The sequence below is a fragment of the Microbacterium sp. genome, assembly GCF_047972865.1.
Classification (GTDB): Bacteria; Actinomycetota; Actinomycetes; order Actinomycetales; family Microbacteriaceae; genus Microbacterium.
In genome coordinates this window covers 1-18,509 of sequence record NZ_JBKEAY010000150.1, presented here as the reverse complement: position 1 = coordinate 18,509, position 18,509 = coordinate 1, and the positions used below count along the sequence as shown (strand labels likewise).

Below are 18,509 nucleotides of genomic sequence, written 5' to 3'. Positions count from 1 at the left end.
CGGTCACCGTGTGCAGATCACCGTCGCCGGATGACGCGGCGCAGGGCGGTCAGATCGGGTCGGTGAGGATCGCGCCCCACTGGGTCGCCCGGGCGAGTTCTGCCGCGGCGGCGGGCCCGTCGGCGGCAACCCGGAAGCTCGCCGTCGTGACCGACGGGAATCCCCGGTCGCGGGCGGCTTGCGCGGCGGCGCGGGCCGCCGCTTCCGGGCGGGGCGCGTCACGCGAGCTGGTGTCGAACGCGGCGAAGACCGGTGGCGGGTCGGGCACGATCACCGCGTCGAGCCACGCGCGGAGGTCGTCCTGGTCGGGCGCGCCCGTGCGCCCCCCGTTCTCACTCGCCGTCGCGAACGCAGACGACGGACCCCCGACGATCAGCAGACCGACCCCGGCAGGCACGTCGGGTGAAGCGCACCGCACGTCCGAGACAGCGATTGTCACGTCCCACGACATCCCATCGGCGATCGCTTCGGCGATATCGCGCGTGTGACCGTCCTGCGATTGGTAGACGATGAGTACGCGCATGGCCGACCTCCGACCGGCTGGTGAGCACCCGCGGAACGGCGAACAGCCACGTGACCGGGGGGTGTCGATTCCACGGTAACCCCGGACGCCACCCCGCGGTAGGCCCCCGCGGGGGCAGGGGCGCCTCGCCGTCGTCGTCGTCGGCGGCGACCACGCACCGGTGCACCCAGTCGTCGCCGAGGTCGAACGTGTACTGTGCCTCGTGGCCGAGTGACAGCATCCGCCCCACCTTCGCCGAGGCGATGTCCAGCGCGAACACGACCGGACCGAACGGATCGGATGGTTGCACCGTCACCGACAGCCACGTGCGCGCCACACCTCGAGCATGTCACGCGGTGGCGCGACGGTGGGGTCACGTCGCACGCCCCGGGACGCGCGAGGGTCGACGCTGCGCGCCGGTCAGGCTCCCGGCATGAGCGTGCGGCCGGTCGCGACACCGGCGATCGCACCCCCGTCGACGAGGAGGTCCGTCCCCGTCACGAACGAGGCCTGCGGGGAGAGCAAGAAGGTCACCGCGTCGGCGATGTCACTGGGCGTACCGAGGCGTCCCGTGCCGGACCCGGCCACCATCGCACGCATGAACTCGCCCGACGGAGAATCGAGCTCTTCACGGCCCATCTTGGTGGAGATGATGCCGGGGCTCACGGTGTTGATCCGCGCACCCCGTTCCCCCCACACGCCCGCGCTCGCCTCCTGCACCTGCAGTCGGTTGGCGAGCTTGGCCTTGCCGTACGCCAGCCCGGGATGGTGGTGAAGGGCCTCCGCGGAGAAGAAGGGCAGATCGAGCAGCCCCTCGGGCGTGCTGGTGCGGATCGCCGCTTGCTCCTCCGGCGAGAAGGGAGGCTGCAGATAGCTCGACATGCTCGAGATCACCACGCCGGCGGCACCGCGAGCGACCACCGCCCCGAACGCTTGAAGGACGAGCGCCACTCCGACCAGGTCCACCCGCAGGACCGCATCCAACGACGCCTGCGCGGGCGAGAGCCCGGCGGTGTGCACGACAGACCGGATGTCGCCGAGCCCGGCGGCCTGTGCCGCGAGTTGCTCGACCGACTCTCGCGACGACACATCGACCCGCATCGGGCGAACGTCGAAACCGTCGTCCGTCATCGCTTCGGCGAGACCGGTGATCGCGTCCTCGCTGAAATCGGCGAGCACCGTGATCGAACCGGTGCCCTCGCGCCGCGCGATGGTCTCCCCCATCCCCCCGACACCGATGACCACACACACATCAGACATGAGCCCTCCTTCGCGCCCCTGAGACGGGCGCCCTCTCCTCCAGGCTAGAAGATCGGCGCGGGTGAGGCGTGGGCGGGGACGCGGACGGGTCGGTTCCCCGTCGTCGCCGGCGGACCGGCCGGCCGTTGGCTCGCCGAGCCCCGGCCCACCTCGGTCTTTGGGCCCACGGGCAGCGCGGGTCATGGCCCGTCAGGCCGCCTGAGCGTCAATCGGCGGCCGGAACGGCTCCGCGCCGCGGGTCTCCGATCGGGATCGGCCGCAAGCGGGTCACGGCGGGGGGCTCGACCAGCAACCCGTCGAGAGCAGCGTTGAGCTCCGCGACGATCCGTCCGTTCGTGTGCATGTCGAGGTCGTGCTCTGTCGCCCACCGCTCGAACATCACAATCCGGCCGGTATCCCCGTCCTCTTGAATGCAATAGAGGTCGCAGCCCGCCTCCGCGTGCACCTGCGGGATGAACTCCCGCATCACGTCACGCAGCCGTTCCCCGGCGCCGGGTGCGGGGACGAAGATCGCAAGCACGATGATCGGGTCGGTGGTCATGAGCACTCTCCAAAGTCTTCGCGGGTTGTCATCGGCCGAGGGCGCGCATGACGCGCACAAGGGTGGTGGGATCGCCGACGTTGCCGGGCACGACGACATACAGACGCTCCCGTCCGTCGTACGCACGGAGCCGCCAGAGCGAAACACCGGGCAGGATCTGCCCCAGCACGAAGGCGCTGGAGGCACCGAGCGCGCTTCGCGCGATCTCGGCGGAGGTGATGCCGCCCTTGGCGACCACGATGTCGACATGCGGCGCGATCTCGCGCGCCGCACGGACCAGCCCGCTCATGACTCGCTCACCGTGGTGGAGTCCGTTGTCGGTGCCGCGGCGGTGGCGTTCCGAGGAGATGACGGTCACTTCGGCGTCGCGAGCGAGCGCTCGACGGGCCAACGCTCGGCCCGCCTCGTCCGGGTCGGCGAGCGCATCATCGGTGCTGAGCACCTCAGGCTCACCGGCCTCGTCGGCGAGGGCCGCCAGTTGAGCCGTGGCCCCTCCGGTGTGTGACCCGCACGCGACGAGGACGCGCGACGTCGCGTCGGCCACGGGTCCGACCAGGAGACCATCGCTGCGGACCCCGGCGAGCTCGGCCGCCAAGGGCGCCGCCGAGCGGACGACGATGCTGCGCCCACGGAGCTCGGCTGCCTCGACCGCGCGCGCAATTCGCGCGATGTCTGCATCCGTGACGGCGTCTGGGACGATCACGCTGCCGACCGGCACGGCCATGATCGCCTCGACCAGTCCGGCACCACCCGCGCGCACCGTGCCAAGGGGGATCGCCGCCGGGACGCGCCCGGACTTCTCCTGGACATAGGCGTCCAAGGCGGAGTTGCGAAACGGAAAGACCGGGTCCGCGGCATACTCGGTCTCCGCGGCCGGCACATCGGACCCGTCGATCGCGACGTAGTGCACGCCCTCCCGGGTGGTGCGTCCCCCGGCGGGAAAAGCGGGGACGAAGAGCATGACCGATTCCGCGCCCATGAACAGCTCGGTTTCGGCGAAGACGTGGCCGCGCAGTGTCGAGTCGCCGCGCAAGACGATGCGCACCGCCGTGACCGGCAGGGCGCGGCGCACGTCGTCGCGGATCTGCGCGGCCAGCGCGACCGCGGACGACTCGTCGAGCGCACGGGAGTTGGTCTGCAGATAAACGCTGTCGGCGCTAGCCAGCGCGTCGCGGATACGATCGGCGTCCCAGGTCATCAGAACGCGCACGTCGCCCGCCGACTGTGTCCCCGTGGGGTCGTCGTCCAGGACGATGGTCTTCACTCGGTGCTCCGTGGTATTCGGTACGTCTCGCGCGGGCGAAGTTCGATGCCCCCGAGTTCGTAGAAGTCGGTGATGTGCTCGTGCACGCGTTCCGCGGCCGCATCGCGATCGCGACTGAGCAGCGCTTCGAGAATGCCGCGGTGCTCGCGGCGCACGATCTTGGCGGTTGCCTGCCAGTCGGGCAGGTCCGCGTACGCCCCGATCATCTGACGGTTGATGGCCGTCCGAAGCGACTGCATCAGGTGCGCGCACAGCGCGTTGCCGGTGGACTCGGCGATGCGCACATGAAATGCGGCGTCGAGCGCGTTGAACTCAGCGGTTCCGATGGCCTCATCGTCCATTCGGTCGAGGATGTCGGTCAGAGCCGCGTGGTCATCGGCTGTGGAACGCACGGCCGCCTCCCGACAGCTCCAGGTCTCCAGGGCCAGACGTGTCTCGAGCACATCGGTTTGATCGAACTGGCCGAGGGCGAGTTGGAGCTTGAGCAGGTTCACAAACCCCGACCCTGGTGTCCCCTGGAGGATCGCGCCGCCTTCACCTCCGCGTCGGATCTCGACGATACCGAGCGCTTCCAGCACTCGAAGCGACTCACGCAGCGACGCGCGCGAGACGCCCAACATGACGGACAGATCGCGCTCGTTGGGGAGATGGTCTCCCGCCGCCAGATGGCCGTCCAGAATCCGTTCCTCGATTTGTGCCATCACCTGCTCATGGGCGCGAACCCGTCGCACCGGCTGCCAGTCGTCGTTGGCCATGGCACCATCCAATCCGTTGGACGGAGGGGGCTCCCCGGTGCGGGGCCCCCTCCGCTCAGGTCACTTGAGGAACTCGTCGATGTTCGTCGCGTCTGCGACCTTGACAGTCAGGTTCTGGATCTTGTCCACGCTCTCACCGGCGTCCAGCGCAACCGCTGTGTCCACCGCGGTCTCGCCCATCAGAATGGGGTCTTGCACCACGGTAGCGGACAGCTGCCCCGCCTTGATGGACTCGAGAGCATCTTGGATGCCGTCGAACGAGATCACGGTGAGGTCGGCGAGCTTGCCCGCCTGCTGGGCGGCCTCCACGGCGCCGAGCGCCGCCAGGTCGTTGCGGCCGAAGATCGCATTCAGGTCAGGGTTGGCCTGCAGGATGTTCTGCGCCACGGTGTATCCCTTCTCACGGTCCCAGTCGGCGGGCTGCGAGGCGACTGTCTCGATGCCCGGATAGTTGGCGAGCGCCTCCTTGCATCCCTTGTCGCGGTCGAGTTCCGGCGAGGTTCCAGCGATGCCTTCGAGCACAGCGAGCGTTCCCTGGCCATCGAGCTTCGTCGCGAGCCACTCGCAGATCAGCCGGCCGCCCTCGACGTTGTCGGACGCGATGTGCGACGCGACGTCTCCACCGGCGGAGCTGCGGTCGACGGTGACGATCGGAATGTCGTTGCTGTTGGCGAGTTCCACGATGGGGGTCGCCGACTCGGGCTCGACCGGGTTCAAGATGATGGCGGTCGCTCCCTTGGTGATCATGTCCTGCACGTCGTTGAGTTGCTTCTGCGTGTCGTTCTGCGCATCGGAGACGATCGTGCGGATCCCGTCTGCGTCGGCCTTGGCCACGGCACCGTCCTTGACGGTGCCGAAGAAGGGGTTTTCCAGTGTCGACATCGAGATCCCGATGGTGAGTTCGCTCGACTCACCATCCGCGGAACCGCCTCCTGTGGAGCAGCCCGACAGCGCGAGGGCCGCGGCGACAGCGAGTCCGGCGGTCGCGAGCAGGGTCTTCTTGGTATTCATCGGATAGCTTCCTTGCTTTCTGTGTGGGTGTTACGGATGGGAAGGGGTCATGTGCGTCGCCCGCGGCGGTGGCGCCCGAGGGTATCGATCATCACCGCGGCCGCGATGACGGCGCCGATAACGACTTGCTGCCAGAACGAGGACACGTCCAGGAGGTTCAGACCGTTGCGGAGCACCCCGATGATGAGCGCCCCGATGAGGGTGCCGATCACGGTGCCGACTCCGCCGCTGAGGCTCGTTCCGCCGATGACGACAGCGGCGATCACGTCAAGTTCGAGGCCGGCACCCGCGGTGGGCTGAGCGGAGTTGAGTCGCGACGTCAGCACGAGGCCGCCGAGACCGGCGAGCGCTCCGGCGATCATGTAGATGCGGAGTTTGACCCAACCGACATTGATGCCGGACAGTCGGGCCACTTCCTCGTTGCCGCCGACCGCATAGATCTCACGTCCGGACGGGCGGAACTTCAGGTACCACGCGCCCGCCGCATACAGGGCCAGAACGAGGATGACGACCGCGGGCACGACATCGCCGATGTCGAAGCTGGTGAGCGCGCGGAACCAGTCGGGAAAGCCCGAGATCGGCTTGCCGTCGCTGAGCACGAGAGTGAGCCCGCGCGCGGCCGACAGCATGGCAAGCGTCGCGACGAACGGGGGCACTTTGCCGTAGACGATCAGGAGGCCGTTCACGGCGCCGGCTGCCGCGCCGGCCAGCAAGGCGAGAACGAGCGCGACCGCCATCGGAAGCCCGACCTGGGAGAAGGTGACGCCGGCGATCATCCCGGACAGCGCGGCCACTGACCCGACCGAGAGGTCGATGCCGCCGGAGACGATGACCATCATGGCGCCGAGCGCAATGATGGCCAGCACCGTGATCTGCTGGAAGACGTTGAACAGGTTGTTCACCGTCAGGAAGTACGGCGAGAGGATGCTCAGCAGCGCGATCAGAACGACGAGGCTGCCGAGGGGGCCGATCGCGCCGAATTTCTTCACGCCTGCGAGGATCCGGCTGAACCCGGAGTCGGGTGGCGTGGGGGTTGCTGTCGTCGACGTGATGGTCACGATGCCACCGCCAACGCCATGGTGCGCTCCTGCGACGCTTCGGCGCGATTCAGGATGCCCGTGACCCTGCCACGGGACAGAACAACTACTCGGTGAGACAAACCCAACACCTCCGTGAGTTCGGATGAGATGACGATGACGGCAGTTCCTCGGTCGGCGAGGTCGGCGATCAGTTGGTAGACGGCTTCTTTGGCACCCACATCGATGCCCCGGGTCGGTTCGTCGAAGATGATCACCTTGGGGTTGGTCAGCAGCCACTTCGCGATGACCACCTTCTGCTGATTTCCTCCGGAGAGGGTTCCGACAGCCTGGTCGGGCCGCCCCTTCAGTTCCAAGGACCGGGTGGCGTCCGCAACGATGCGTCGGATCTTCGCGCCGAGCAGCATTCCGCCCGTCAGCGCCTTCTTCATCGAGGCGCCGATGATGTTGTCGGAGACGCTCTGACCGAGGAGGAGCCCCTCCTGCTTGCGGTCCTCGGGCACGAGCGCGATGCCCGCCCCGATCGCGTCGGCGGGATGGCGCACGTGAAGGGTGTTTCCGCTGAGCTCGATAGTGCCCGAGTCCGCAGGCTCTGCGCCGAAGATCGCCCGGGCGACCTCGGTGCGTCCCGCCCCGACCAATCCGGCGATGCCGAGCACCTCCCCCTCGTGCACCTCGAAACTCACGTCCCGGAACGATCCACTACGGGTGAGCCGGTCGACTTTGAGCACGACCTTTCCGTCATGCGGATGCGGATCGGGAAACACGCGGTCGATGGGTCGGTCCACCATCGCCTCGACGAGGACGTCGGGGTCCACGGCGGCGGTGTCGAAATCTCTGACCCTGCGGCTGTCGCGCATGACGACGATCCGGCTGCCGATGCGCGCGATCTCTTCGAGACGGTGCGAGATGAAGACGAACCCGACGCCCTCTACAGCCAGTTGCTCCACCACGGTGAACAGCTGTTCCGCATCGTCGTAGCCGAGTGCAGCGGTCGGCTCGTCGAGAAGAAGGAACCGGGCATTCAGCGCGAGCGCTTTCGCGATCTCGACCTTTTGCAGTCCCGCGACGGACAGCGCACTCACCGGCAGGTCGGGATCGAAATGCGCCCCGAGCCGTGCGAGATGTTTGTCCGATTCCTCTCGCATGAACATCATGTCCACGCGTCCGTTCCGCGTCGGCTGCCTCCCGAGGAACACGTTCTCTGCGATCGAAAGGTGCGGAATCAGGTTCGTTTCCTGGTGGATGAGCCCGACGCCGGCCTCGATGGCTGCTGCCGGCGTCGTGGGGTCGTAGACCTCCCCGGCGATCGACATCTCGCCCTCGTCCGGGCGCACGACACCGGACAGCATCTTCGCGACCGTGGACTTGCCCGCACCGTTCTCACCGAGAAGGCAGAGCACTTCACCCGGACGCACTTCGACATCGACGTCACGGACGACCGTGACGCCGCCGAACGACTTGGTGAGGCCCTTCGCGATCAGCGGAGCGTTCATGACTGGCTCCATGCCGCGTACACGGTCTTCTTCCTCCGGTACAGTTCGATGCCGTGGATGCCGTCGTCACCACCGAGACCGCTCTCACCCCAGCCGCCGTGGAATCCGTTGACTTCTTCGGGGCCGCCACGGTTGATGAACACCTCTCCGCTGTGGAGGGCATGCGACATCCGCATCGCGCGGGAGAAGTTCTCCGTGTAGAGATAGGAGCTCAATCCGAACGTTGTGTCGTTGGCCAAGGCGACGACCTCGTCTTCGCTGTCGAATGCAACGACCGGAAGCACGGGCCCGAACACCTCTTCGCGGATGACAGGCGAATCGGATGCGACGTCGGTGAGAAGGGTGGGACGGTACCAGTGGCCGCGTTCGAAGCCGGCACCCCGGGGTCGTTCCCCGCCGGCGAGCACGCGCGCGCCCGCCTCGAGAGCCGCCCCCACGATCCGTTCCACGTTGGCGAGCTCTTCGCCCGAGGCTTTCGGCCCCACCTGAGTCGCCTCGTCGCCCGGGTCACCGACGACCATGCTCTCCATCCGTGCCGCCATGAGGCCTGCGAACTCGGCGAACACCGACCGTTCGACGTAGGTCCGTTCGTTCGCGACGCACGCCTGGCCGTTGTTGAGCATGCGGGTCGCGACGGCCGTCTCGGCGGCCGCTTCCAGGTCGGCGTCGCCGAAGACGATGAACGGCGCCTTTCCCCCGAGTTCGAGCGATACGGGGATGATGCGGTCGGCCGCGTTGTGCAGGATGGACCGCCCCGCCGGGACGCTTCCGGTCATCGTCACGAATCCGATTTCCGGGTGGCGCACCAGTGCGGAACCGATGACGGACCCACGACCGGGCAGCACCGAGACGAGACCGGCCGGGACGCCCGCTTCCATCGCGAGTTCGGCGATCGCCAGCGCTGACAGCGGCGTGATCCCGGCCGGTTTGAGCACGATCGCGTTGCCGGTGACGATGGCCGGCGCGAGTTTGCGGGTGGTCAGAGCCATCGGGAAGTTCCACGGGATGATGCCCGCGACAACGCCGATCGGCTCGCGGCGCAGCCACAACTCTTGGGAGGGCGCGGCGGTCGGGAGCACTTCCCCGCCCTGCGTGGTGATGATGCCCGCGAAGAAGCGGCAGAATCCAGCGGCGCCATTCACCTCTCCGCGCGCCTCACGGAGGGGTTTTCCCAGTTCGGTGACGAGAACGCCGGCAAGCCGATCGCGATCCCGATCAATGAGCGAGGCCAAGTGCAGCAAGACGCCGGCGCGGTCGACCGCAGGCACTCGCGCCCACGCGCGTTGTGCGCGCACGGCATCGGCGACGGCCACCTCGACGTCGCGCTCGCTCGCGGTGGAGACCTTGGCGATGACCTCTTCGGTGGCAGGGTTCTCGACCTCGTCGTAGGCGCCGGTCGACCCCTCGACCCAGCGCCCCGCAAGCAGGAGGGGGGTGATCGTGTCAGACATTGACCGTGACCTTCCTGTGGTCGAGCTCCGGCGCATCCGCGTTGGCGGGCGTGACCTTCTGCGATCGGATGTGTGCTCCGTTCGCGATGATGTACTCGGCGGCGCGCACCGCGAGAGCCCCGATCGTGGGGGTCGGGTTCACCGCGGCACCCGTGGTGAGACTGGAACCGTCCACGACGAACAGGTTCGGCACCTCCCACGTCTGGTTCCACTTGTTCGTGGTGGAGTCCTCGGGGCTGTTGCCCATCCGGGCCGTGCCCATGAGGTGCCAGCCGGGGTTGACGTTCTGGTGCCCGGTCGACCTCACCCGTGACGCACCGGCCGCAGCCGCAACTTGCTCGAGGCGCTCGACCCCGTAGTTCGTGAGGCGGATGTCGTTCTCGTGCGGGCTGAAGTCGACCGTGAGCCCGGGGAGCCCCGAGGAGTCGGTGCTCGAGCGGTCCAACCGTACGCGGTTGTCATAGACCGGGAGGTCCTCGGCGAGGACGTACACCAGCATCTGGTTGCCGAAGTCCTCGTCGAACCTGCGGTGATGGCCGGCGCCCCACCGGATCGGCTCTCTGGTGTGAGATCCCGTCGCCGTGAATGCGGCGCCGTAGGAGCGGCCGACCTGCATCGTGAAACCGTTGACGAACGGCTTGGTCGGGTCGGTGTCGTAGAACTCCTGCGAGTAGAACGGCGCACCGAAGGACGCCTTGTACCCTTCGATGGGCTCATCGAACCACACGTCGCAGTTCGCGTAGCTGTGGTGCATGAGGTGGCGACCGACGAGATCGTTGCCGTTTGCGAGCCCCTTCGAGAAGCCCTTCTGCTCCGACATCAGGAGGATTCGCGGGGTTCCGAGACCACTGGCCGAGAGCACGACGATGTCCGCTGACACGATGTGTCGCTCGCCCGTGGCGAGGTCGATGTAGACGGCGCCGGTCGCCCGTCCGTTGGCGACCTCGATCTTCTCCACCCGCGCGCCCGTACGAAGGTCGACCCCGTTGCGCAGCGCTTTCGGCCAGTACGCGTCGTGGACACCACCGAGCGAGCCTCGCGGGCACCCGGAGAGACAGCCGCCGCACTCGTTGCAGCCGAGACGCCCGTCCTTGTCCTGGGTGATGATCGCATTGTCCGACGGCCACCAGTGCCAGCCGAGCGCGTCGAAGCCCTCGGAAAGGCGCAGACCGAGTTTGCCCGGGCGGGTCGTGGGCTGACGCGGTGCGTTCGGACGCGCGGGGTAGGCCGGGTCGCCGGGGACCCCCGAGATCCCCATCTCGGCGTCGTTGATGTCGTAGAACGGCGCGAGCTCTTCGTAGGAGATGGGCCAGTCGATGGTGCCCTCGAGTCCGTGCTCGGTGCCCTTGCGGAAGTCGACGGGCTTGTACCTCGGCCAGTGACCGCCGTAGCAGACCGTGCTGCCTCCCACCGCGTTGAACAGGTACGGGCGAATGTGACCCGAGACCGGATAGTCCTCCGGAAGCTGACGGTCGTTCGGGTTATACGACCACCCGCGGAGCTTTTCGAGCTCCCACGTGTTCAGTTCGTGCGAGTAGTCGACAGCGGGGTCGAGCCAGCCGCCCTGCTCGAGGCAGACGACGTGGACTCCGGCGTCGGAAAGTCGCTTGGCGACGGCCCCGCCACCCATGCCGGACCCGATGACGAGGACGTCGAAGTGTTCGTTGGTCATGCTCCTGCCTTCCGTGCCTGCGGCGCGCGGAGCACCGCGTTCGTGGGGATGAACGTGCCGCGGTCGGCGGACGGGCGGCGCGTGCCCCAGTTCTCGAGCACCGCGTCGTAGCCGATCGGCTGCGGGCGACCATGGAAGTCCTTGCCGTACCGAGTGTGCTGACGAACGAGCTCCACGACGTCGGAGTGGCCGTAGTAGACGTAGTAGACGAAGTCGAGCACTCGGCGGAACGTCGCCACATCGTCGTCCTCGAACGCCGACATCAGGGGCACGCGCTGGTCGTTCGTGAGGTCAGCCAGTCCCGGCAGGCGCCGGTCGAGGATCTCGAAGAACTCACTGACCCGGAAGTTCGGATACAGGGAGAGCTCGCCGTCATCGGGGACGAGGTACTGAGCCGCGAGAGGTGCCAGTGAGAGCTGAGCGGCGGGAGGCCACCCGTCTTCGGCAGGAATGAAGGTGTCGACGAGCGCATTGAACGTGTCGCTCTGGCGACGCGTCAGTGGCTTCGCGGACGCATAGCCGCCGTGCATCATCCGGCTGCCTGATCGGGCAGCACTGCTGCGTTCAGAATTGGAGAGCATCGGTGCTCCTTCTGCGGTCGTTGAATAGGGGACGAACGTGCTCAGAGACCGGTCGCGAGCGGCTCCGCGCGGAACTCGTTCTCCAACTCGCGTCGGACCTTCACCGCCAACAGTGTTTCGTCCGCATCGACGTCATCCCACGACACCGTGCGGTCTTTCGGGACGTCGCGGATGAGCTTCGCCCCGTGGGCCAGCCCCAGAGGCAACGCGTTCCCCACCAGCGACATCGCCGCGGGCGCCAGCTTGCCGTACACCGCGAACCCACCCTCACCGTCGAGCGTGTCACCAGCACGAAGGTCGGTCTTCGCGGTGGAGACGACGTCACCACGGAATCCGGTCGGAGCGCCGGTCGGCTCACCGCGTAACACGGCCGAGGCGATCGAGACCGGTAGCTCCAGACCGATCATGTGATAGGGACGGTACAAGGCGCCGTATCGCCCGCTGTCATCGGTGCGCACCCCGTACTCTGCAAAGCACTGAACCGCGTAATCGGTGCGAGCCTCGAACGTCACGTACACGCCCCAGCGGAGGTCCCGGGCGATCTCGCTCCCGTCGCGATTGAGGCTCGAGATGAGCTCCACCGTGCCGCGACGTGTCAGCGTGCCGCCCTTCTCGCGTTCCTTCAGCACCTGCGGGAGGTCATCGACATCGACGGGCGTGAACTGCAGGCCCTCGTCTTGCGGGATGAGACCGGTCCCGTTCGCGACGGCGGCCATCTCGATGGCGGACTTGGTCCCGTCGAGGAAGGAGTTGAACATCTTGGGGTTGAAGTCGCCGGTGTCGAGCTGCTCCTGTGTGAACCCGTAGTAGTCCCACACGGTGTCTGGGGTGGAGTAGTGGTACTCGGGCAGGTACTTGGTTCCCTTTCCCGCCGCGACGACATCGAACCCGACGGTGCGGCACCAGTCGACAAGCTCCGAGATCAGCGCCGGCTGGTCCCCGTACGCCATCGAGTAGACGACCCCGGCCGCGCACGCCCGGCGCTGCAGGATCGGCCCGACCATGCAGTCGGCTTCGACATTGACCATCACGATGTGCTTGCCGTTGTCGATCGCGCGGAGTGCATGATATGTCCCGACGATCGGATTGCCGGTGATCTCGAGAATGACCTCGACCTCAGGCAGCTCCAGAAGTGAGTCCGCACTATCGGTCACGTGGGTGCCGCCCGTCGCGAGGGCCTCTCGCAGACTGCCTGCCGCGTAGCGTTCGGCGGGCCATCCCGTGCGGTCGAGAGCATCCATCGCCTTGGGAACGTTGATGTCGGCCACGCCGACCACGTGCAGGCTCGCCAGGTTGACCGCCTGGGTCAGGAACATCGAGGCGAACTTGCCCGCCCCGATGACACCCACCCGGATCGGACCGGACTGTTCGGTGCGACGCTGCAAAAGCGAATAGAGATTCATACGTGTGCACTCCGGTGTGTGTCTGGGCGACGTCCGCGTTGATGGTCGGACCATCAGACTACCCATCCAACGCGCGGTGTCAAGCGGAGCCCCCACCGCTGGGCACCTCGCCGCCTACGACGACCGCAAGCTCGCCCAAGGCAAACGCCACGACCAAGCCCTCATCGCCCTCGCCGAACGTCGCTCGGACGCCTGTTCGCCATGCTCCGCGACGGCACCCCTACCAGCCGCGGAGTACCGCGATCGAGACAGGGGACGCCGCGTGAGTGCTACTCGGCAACCCCCGAGGCGCCCCACTTCTGCACGGCCTCTCGCAGATGCGTCGCCACGCTCAGCACCCTGCCACGCTCGACCTCCACGTGATGCCGTCGAGCAACGGCGGGTCACGTCGCACCCCCACCGCGCGTCAGCGCTGAACCGCAGGTACCCGGGTCAGCGCTTGCGGAGGTAGTCGGAGTGGACCCACCCGGTCTTCCCGGCGTAGCCGACCTTCCGCCACTCCCCGTTCGCGGCGCGCACGACACCAACGCTCTTACCCCGGGGGATGACCAGAATGCGCGTCCCGGACCGCGACGGGGCGGTGCGCATGTTCAGGGGCGCCGTCGTCACGTAGGAGGGGGCCGGCGCCGTCGCGGCGCTCGCGCGCACGAGGTAGTCCGCGTGCACCCAACCGGTCGTGTTCGCGTAGCGCACTTTCCGCCACGCCCCGTCGACGGCGAGCACGGCTCCGACGCTCTTGCCCCGGGGGATGACCAGGAGGGGTGGGCGGCTCGTGGAGGGACCCGGGCGGAGATTCAGATTCGCGGTCGTCCGGTAGGTCACCGGCGCAGGTACCGGTGCCGGTGGCGCCGGTCGTTGCGGCGTCAGCAGCCAGTTCGCCACCCATCCCGAGCGTGAACCCGCCTTGACGGGCAGGAACGAACCGGACTGCTGGCCGGGCACAGCGGTGACCGCCGTGCCCTTCGCCATCGTGACCACGATCGGCGTCGACGTGGAGGGGCCGGAGCGCAGGTTCACCGTACCGGTCGTGTAGTAGGTGCACGATGCCGGCGCCGCTGTCGCGGTGACCGACCTCGCCCCGGCCACGAGGTCCACACCCCGCGCCGCCAGGAAGGACACGCCGTCGACCGTCTTCCTCGCCGACCTCCCGTCCACCCACACCTCGAGGTGGAGGTGGTTGCCGGTCGAGCTCCCCGATGTGCCGACCTGACTGATCCGCTGACCGGCCGCCACCTTCTGGCCGACTTTGACGTGAGTGGTCGCCGACCACATGTGCACGTACTTCGTGACGAAGGTCTCCCCGCCCACCTCGTGACGGATGGCGATCTTCCCGTTGACGCGGTCCGACCCGTCGACGGTCTCCGTCACGACGCCGGCGGCGACCGCGAAGATCGGCTCACCGGCACGGGCGCCGAGATCGACACCGCTATGGGAGGTCGGCCCGCCGGGCAGCGGCATGCACCGCGGTCCGTACCACGAGGTGACCGAATAGGCCTTCGCGCCGAGCGGACTGACGAACGCATCGGCGGCGGATGCGGCGGTCGGCGTGAGCCCGCCGAGGATGATCGTGAGGGATGCGGCGGCGACCGCGACGTGCCGAAGCCAGGGACGGTGGTTCATGATGCTCCAGGGGGAAAGGATGCCGAACGCCCCACCGTACGGGTTACCCCGTCGATCCTTCCCTCAGTGTCTCACAACACTCCCGCGAGCTGAAGGGCTGCGCCTGCCCGGTCAGGCCACCGCCCCGAACGCTTCACGAACGAGCGCCACTCCGTGTCGCGGCATCCGCCGTCGCCCGGCCCTCGCCCCGCGGGACGGGGCCGCACGACCTCAGTCGGTCGGGTAGGGGGTGTCGTCGAGGATCGTGAACTCGCTGTCGAAGGGGATGTGAACCACATCGAGCGTCGGTCCGTCCCAGCAGAACATGCGGCCCACAGATCGCAGGTTGGTCAGGTCGATCGCGACGAACGATTCAACCGGCATGACCGTCTCGCTCCAGTGCAGCAGGACGATACCGTCGGCGAGCTCGAAGACCTGGATGGGGTCGGCGCACGCCAGGCCGACCTCCGCGCCGCGCACGCAGTGCCACACGAACGTGCCGGTGTTGAGGTAGACGTGCTCGTAGTGCTCGGTGGGGCTGTACCGGTAGTAGATCCGCTTGCCCACGAGCTCCGCGGTGTTCGCGCGCGGCTCGATCTCGCCGGTGCCCACGACACGTCCGGAGCGGATGTCGGTCTTCATGCGCACCCGTCCGTCCCGGTCGACGAACGAGGATTCCGCGACCGTGACGCGGCCGTCCGACGTGTTGATCACCATCGACACGTCGGCAGAGCGGATGCCCTCACCCGTGAGGACATCGACGAAGTAGATCCCGGGCCGCACCTCCACCGCACGGTAGTCATGCGTGCCCGTCGGGCCTGGACCCTCGCCCGCGGTGATATCCCACGTGATCTTTCCGCCGGTGAAGACGTGGCGGATCGTGCAGCCGTTCTCGAACGCGATCTCCAACGTCGCGCCTTCAAGGCCGGCGCTCGCGGGCAGCGACGGGTCGCCGAACCCGTCGAGCATCGCGGTGACGTCTGGCCAGTCCTCGGTGGGAACATAACCCTGTTCGGTTGGCGGGGGCTGCTCGTGCGTGGCGGGCATCGTCCTCGTTCCTTTCGTCGACAAGGGTCAGTTTCCGGCTTCGACAACCGTCGCGAAGTCGACGTTCTTGTTGAAGGTCGGCAGAAGCGCTCCCAGAGCGAAGGCGAGCGGGATCAGCCAGAGAAGCGCGCGGGCGACGACGCCGTCGTCGAACAGCAGCGCGTCGTAGTTGAGGATCGCGATGGCGAGTACCCCGATCATGAGGATGACGGCGCTCAGCGGTGCGACCCGCGTCGTCCAGAACCCCGATTCACGCTTCTCGCGGATGAAGAACACCACGATCGCGACCGACGCCAACGCCATCATCACGACGAAGCCGATCGTGCCGAGGGCCACGAACCACGCGTAGACGACAGTGATCGGATCCGCACCCGACCACAGGAAGGCCATGATGATGGCTGCCACGACGACGCCGTTGACGAGGGCCGCGCGAGCGGGTGCCTGCGAGCGCTTGGTCACACGCGCGAGAGCCTGCGGAAGCGCCCGCGCCTTCCCGAGGGCGTACATGTAGCGCGCGAACATGTTCTGCACGCCGATGAGCATCGCGATGAAGCTCGAGACGACGAGGATCTGCATCAGGATGTCGAGCCACGGTCCCACGAAGTCCCGCGCGACGGCGAAGATGATGCCCGCCAGGTCAGCGCCCGCCGCTTCCTGGATCTGGTCGGGACCGACCGCGACGCTGACCGCCCACGTCGCGATCGTGTAGAACACCCCGACGAAGATGATGACCGCGAACAGCGCGCGCGGAATCGTGCGACGCGGGTTGCGCGCCTCCTCGCTGAAGACGGTGGTCGCCTCGAACGTTGTGAAGCACGCGAAGACGAAGAGGATCGCGACGCCGAGCCCCGGCTGAAAGAGCCCCGACGGGGCGAAGCTGACGAGCGAGAGGTCTTTGCCGGCCGAGTTCGCGAAAATGCCGATGACAAGTGCCACGACGGCGACGATCTCAAGGATCAGGAGCACGCCGAGGATGCGCAGGTTGAGATCGACGCCGAACATCGTGAGTGCTGTCGTGATGACGAGGAAAAGAAGGATCCACGCCCACACCGGCAGGTCGACGCCGAGGTAGTCGGCGGCCAGCTGCTGCGCGAAGACACCGAACTGCGACCACAGGCCGACCTGCAAGGCGAGATAGGTGACGATGACGATGCCCGCCGCACCGGTCGCGGTGCGACGCCCCAATCCGCGTGCGATGTAGGCGACGAAGCCGCCCGCGCTCACGATGTGACGGCTCATCTTGAGGTAGCCGATCGCGAAGACCGCGATAACGAGGGCCACGAGCACGTACACGAGCGGGACGGTGGGTCCGAGGATCGAGAAGATCACCGGGCTCGCACCCACGAACGCCGCCATCGGCGCTGCCGCAGAGATGACGAAGAACGCCACCCCGATGAAACCAAGGCTGTTTGTCTTCAGATCGGTCTGCCCCATCTGAGGAGCCGCCAAGGGATGTTCGGTCGTCTGACTCATGGGTCCTCCTTTGGACCAGGTCGGGTGCCACACCTCGCGGCGAACGGGTGGTGGTTCGCTTCGGATGCCGGCCTGCGACGGCCGGCGTTCATGGCCGATGTCGGCAAACTAAGCGTCTGCTTAGTGCAAGTTACTCGCCGATCCTTCGTGCGTCAAGAGGCGGGCTGGTCGTGCACTGCGGAGCGTACTTCCGCACCCACGCGAGGCGCCCCGGCCCTCCCCCCCACGGCGAGCCACCCGACAATGTGCACTCGGTTCCGGCTGCGCGCGGGGCACTCCGCCGTTGTCCGCGGCGGGGCGCCTCCTAGAATCGTTGCGTCCAGCCCGCAAGAGGATGGTTGGCATGCAGCCGGGAGACGGCGGCGCGAGCACCGGCGACGAGTCGACCGCGCCCCTGCGCGGTCGACAACGATCAAGCGAAAGACGTGGCCATGCCCGCAATGAACCTCACCATCGACAACGCCCTCATCTTCGACGGCGAGAGCGACGAACTGATCCCGGGCGGCATCCGCATCGCGGACGGGGTGATCGTCGAGGTCGGCGACGTCTCGGCCGCCCCGGACCGGATCGACGCGCGAGGGAAAGTCGTCACGCCGGGCCTCATCGACGCCCATTTCCACGCGTACGGCGCCTCGATGCTGCTCAGCCGGATCGAGAGCTCCTACCTCAGCTACCTCGCGCTGGCGGGCGCGGCCCGCCTCGCAGCCGCGATCGAACGGGGGTTCACCACCGTGCGGGACGTCGCCGGGGGCGACGCGGGGTTCTCGGCGGCGATCACGGGAGGTCTGGCACCGTCACCGCGATGCCTGTGGACCGGTGCCGCCCTCAGCCAGACAGGTGGTCACGGCGACCACCGGAGCGCGGATGAGGACCTCTGCGCCCACGGCCACCACATGTGCGAAGTCGTGGATGGCGTCGACGCGCTCCGCATCGCGGTCCGGTCCCGTTTCCACCACGGCGCGCACGCCATCAAACTGATGACCTCAGGCGGGGTCGCCTCGCTCACCGACCCGCTGCGCATCCCGCAGTACTCCGCCGAGGAAGTGCGTGCGGTGACCGATGAAGCCGGGCGTCGCGGCAGCTACGTCGCCGCACACGCCTACTCCCCCGACGCGATCATCCACTCGATCGAGAACGGCGTTCGTTCCATCGAGCACGGCAACCTCCTCGATCCCGAGACCGCCCAGGCGATGGCCGACCACGGGGCCGTCCTGGTCCCCACCCTGGCCGCCTACTCCGCGATGGACCGGCGGGGCGAGGAGGTGGGCCTCAGCCCGATCTCCGCGGCCAAGAACCGCGAAGTCCTCGCCGCCGGGCACGACGCCGTCGGACACGCCCTCGCCGCGGGAGTCACGGTCGGATTCGGCTCGGACCTGTTGGGGGACCTCCAGTCCGAGCAGCTGTGGGGCGTCCGCCT

At 67.6% G+C, this 18,509-nt stretch carries 16 protein-coding genes; 1 reads left to right on the top strand and 15 read right to left on the bottom strand.

Annotated features, from left to right (window positions below):
• Nucleotides 1-49: 49 nt before the first annotated feature.
• From ACK5KK_RS09360 to ACK5KK_RS09290, 15 genes are all read right to left on the bottom strand, one after another.
• The gene (locus ACK5KK_RS09360) at nucleotides 50-523 is read right to left on the bottom strand and encodes a hypothetical protein (RefSeq protein ID WP_416889816.1); all 474 of its coding nucleotides are present in this window, start codon (nucleotides 521-523) and stop codon (nucleotides 50-52) included.
• Nucleotides 524-922: 399 nt separating this feature from the next.
• Nucleotides 923-1,762: an SDR family oxidoreductase gene (locus tag ACK5KK_RS09355; RefSeq protein WP_416889815.1), complete on the bottom strand. Its 840-nt coding sequence runs from the start codon at nucleotides 1,760-1,762 to the stop codon at nucleotides 923-925.
• Between the two features lie 205 nt (nucleotides 1,763-1,967).
• On the bottom strand, nucleotides 1,968-2,303 hold the full coding sequence (locus tag ACK5KK_RS09350) for a putative quinol monooxygenase (RefSeq protein WP_416889814.1): 336 nt from the start codon (nucleotides 2,301-2,303) through the stop codon (nucleotides 1,968-1,970).
• A 28-nt stretch (nucleotides 2,304-2,331) separates the two neighbouring features.
• Entirely contained in the window at nucleotides 2,332-3,567 is a 1,236-nt protein-coding gene (locus tag ACK5KK_RS09345; protein ID WP_416889813.1) for a four-carbon acid sugar kinase family protein, read from the bottom strand.
• Nucleotides 3,564-4,322, bottom strand: a complete 759-nt coding sequence (locus ACK5KK_RS09340) for a FadR/GntR family transcriptional regulator (protein ID WP_416889812.1) — start codon at nucleotides 4,320-4,322, stop codon at nucleotides 3,564-3,566. Before ACK5KK_RS09340 ends, ACK5KK_RS09345 begins: the two co-directional genes overlap by 4 nt.
• Nucleotides 4,323-4,382: 60 nt before the next feature.
• Nucleotides 4,383-5,333 (bottom strand): substrate-binding domain-containing protein, encoded by a 951-nt coding sequence (locus ACK5KK_RS09335; RefSeq protein ID WP_416889811.1) that lies wholly within the window; start codon nucleotides 5,331-5,333, stop codon nucleotides 4,383-4,385.
• 47 nt (nucleotides 5,334-5,380) lie between these two features.
• On the bottom strand, nucleotides 5,381-6,391 hold the full coding sequence (locus tag ACK5KK_RS09330; protein ID WP_416889810.1) for an ABC transporter permease: 1,011 nt from the start codon (nucleotides 6,389-6,391) through the stop codon (nucleotides 5,381-5,383).
• On the bottom strand, nucleotides 6,388-7,866 hold the full coding sequence (locus ACK5KK_RS09325) for a sugar ABC transporter ATP-binding protein (RefSeq protein WP_416889809.1): 1,479 nt from the start codon (nucleotides 7,864-7,866) through the stop codon (nucleotides 6,388-6,390). Before ACK5KK_RS09325 ends, ACK5KK_RS09330 begins: the two co-directional genes overlap by 4 nt.
• Nucleotides 7,863-9,317, bottom strand: coding sequence for an aldehyde dehydrogenase family protein (locus tag ACK5KK_RS09320; protein ID WP_416889808.1), 1,455 nt, complete (start codon nucleotides 9,315-9,317; stop codon nucleotides 7,863-7,865). Before ACK5KK_RS09320 ends, ACK5KK_RS09325 begins: the two co-directional genes overlap by 4 nt.
• The gene (locus ACK5KK_RS09315) at nucleotides 9,310-10,989 is read right to left on the bottom strand and encodes a GMC family oxidoreductase (RefSeq protein ID WP_416889807.1); all 1,680 of its coding nucleotides are present in this window, start codon (nucleotides 10,987-10,989) and stop codon (nucleotides 9,310-9,312) included. The genes ACK5KK_RS09320 and ACK5KK_RS09315 overlap by 8 nt, the downstream gene beginning before the upstream one ends.
• Entirely contained in the window at nucleotides 10,986-11,570 is a 585-nt protein-coding gene (locus ACK5KK_RS09310) for a hypothetical protein (RefSeq protein ID WP_416889806.1), read from the bottom strand. The genes ACK5KK_RS09315 and ACK5KK_RS09310 overlap by 4 nt, the downstream gene beginning before the upstream one ends.
• A gap of 41 nt (nucleotides 11,571-11,611) precedes the next feature.
• Nucleotides 11,612-12,973, bottom strand: coding sequence for an NAD(P)H-dependent oxidoreductase (locus ACK5KK_RS09305; protein ID WP_416889805.1), 1,362 nt, complete (start codon nucleotides 12,971-12,973; stop codon nucleotides 11,612-11,614).
• A gap of 432 nt (nucleotides 12,974-13,405) precedes the next feature.
• Nucleotides 13,406-14,593, bottom strand: coding sequence for an SH3 domain-containing protein (locus tag ACK5KK_RS09300; RefSeq protein ID WP_416889804.1), 1,188 nt, complete (start codon nucleotides 14,591-14,593; stop codon nucleotides 13,406-13,408).
• Nucleotides 14,594-14,803: 210 nt separating this feature from the next.
• The gene (locus ACK5KK_RS09295) at nucleotides 14,804-15,619 is read right to left on the bottom strand and encodes a MoaF C-terminal domain-containing protein (RefSeq protein ID WP_416889803.1); all 816 of its coding nucleotides are present in this window, start codon (nucleotides 15,617-15,619) and stop codon (nucleotides 14,804-14,806) included.
• A gap of 27 nt (nucleotides 15,620-15,646) precedes the next feature.
• Nucleotides 15,647-17,092, bottom strand: a complete 1,446-nt coding sequence (locus ACK5KK_RS09290; protein WP_416889802.1) for an APC family permease — start codon at nucleotides 17,090-17,092, stop codon at nucleotides 15,647-15,649.
• A gap of 431 nt (nucleotides 17,093-17,523) precedes the next feature.
• On the opposite strand from ACK5KK_RS09290, the gene ACK5KK_RS09285 reads away from it, so the two are divergent.
• On the top strand, nucleotides 17,524-18,509 hold a 986-nt coding region (locus ACK5KK_RS09285), incomplete at its 3' end, for an amidohydrolase family protein (RefSeq protein ID WP_416889801.1).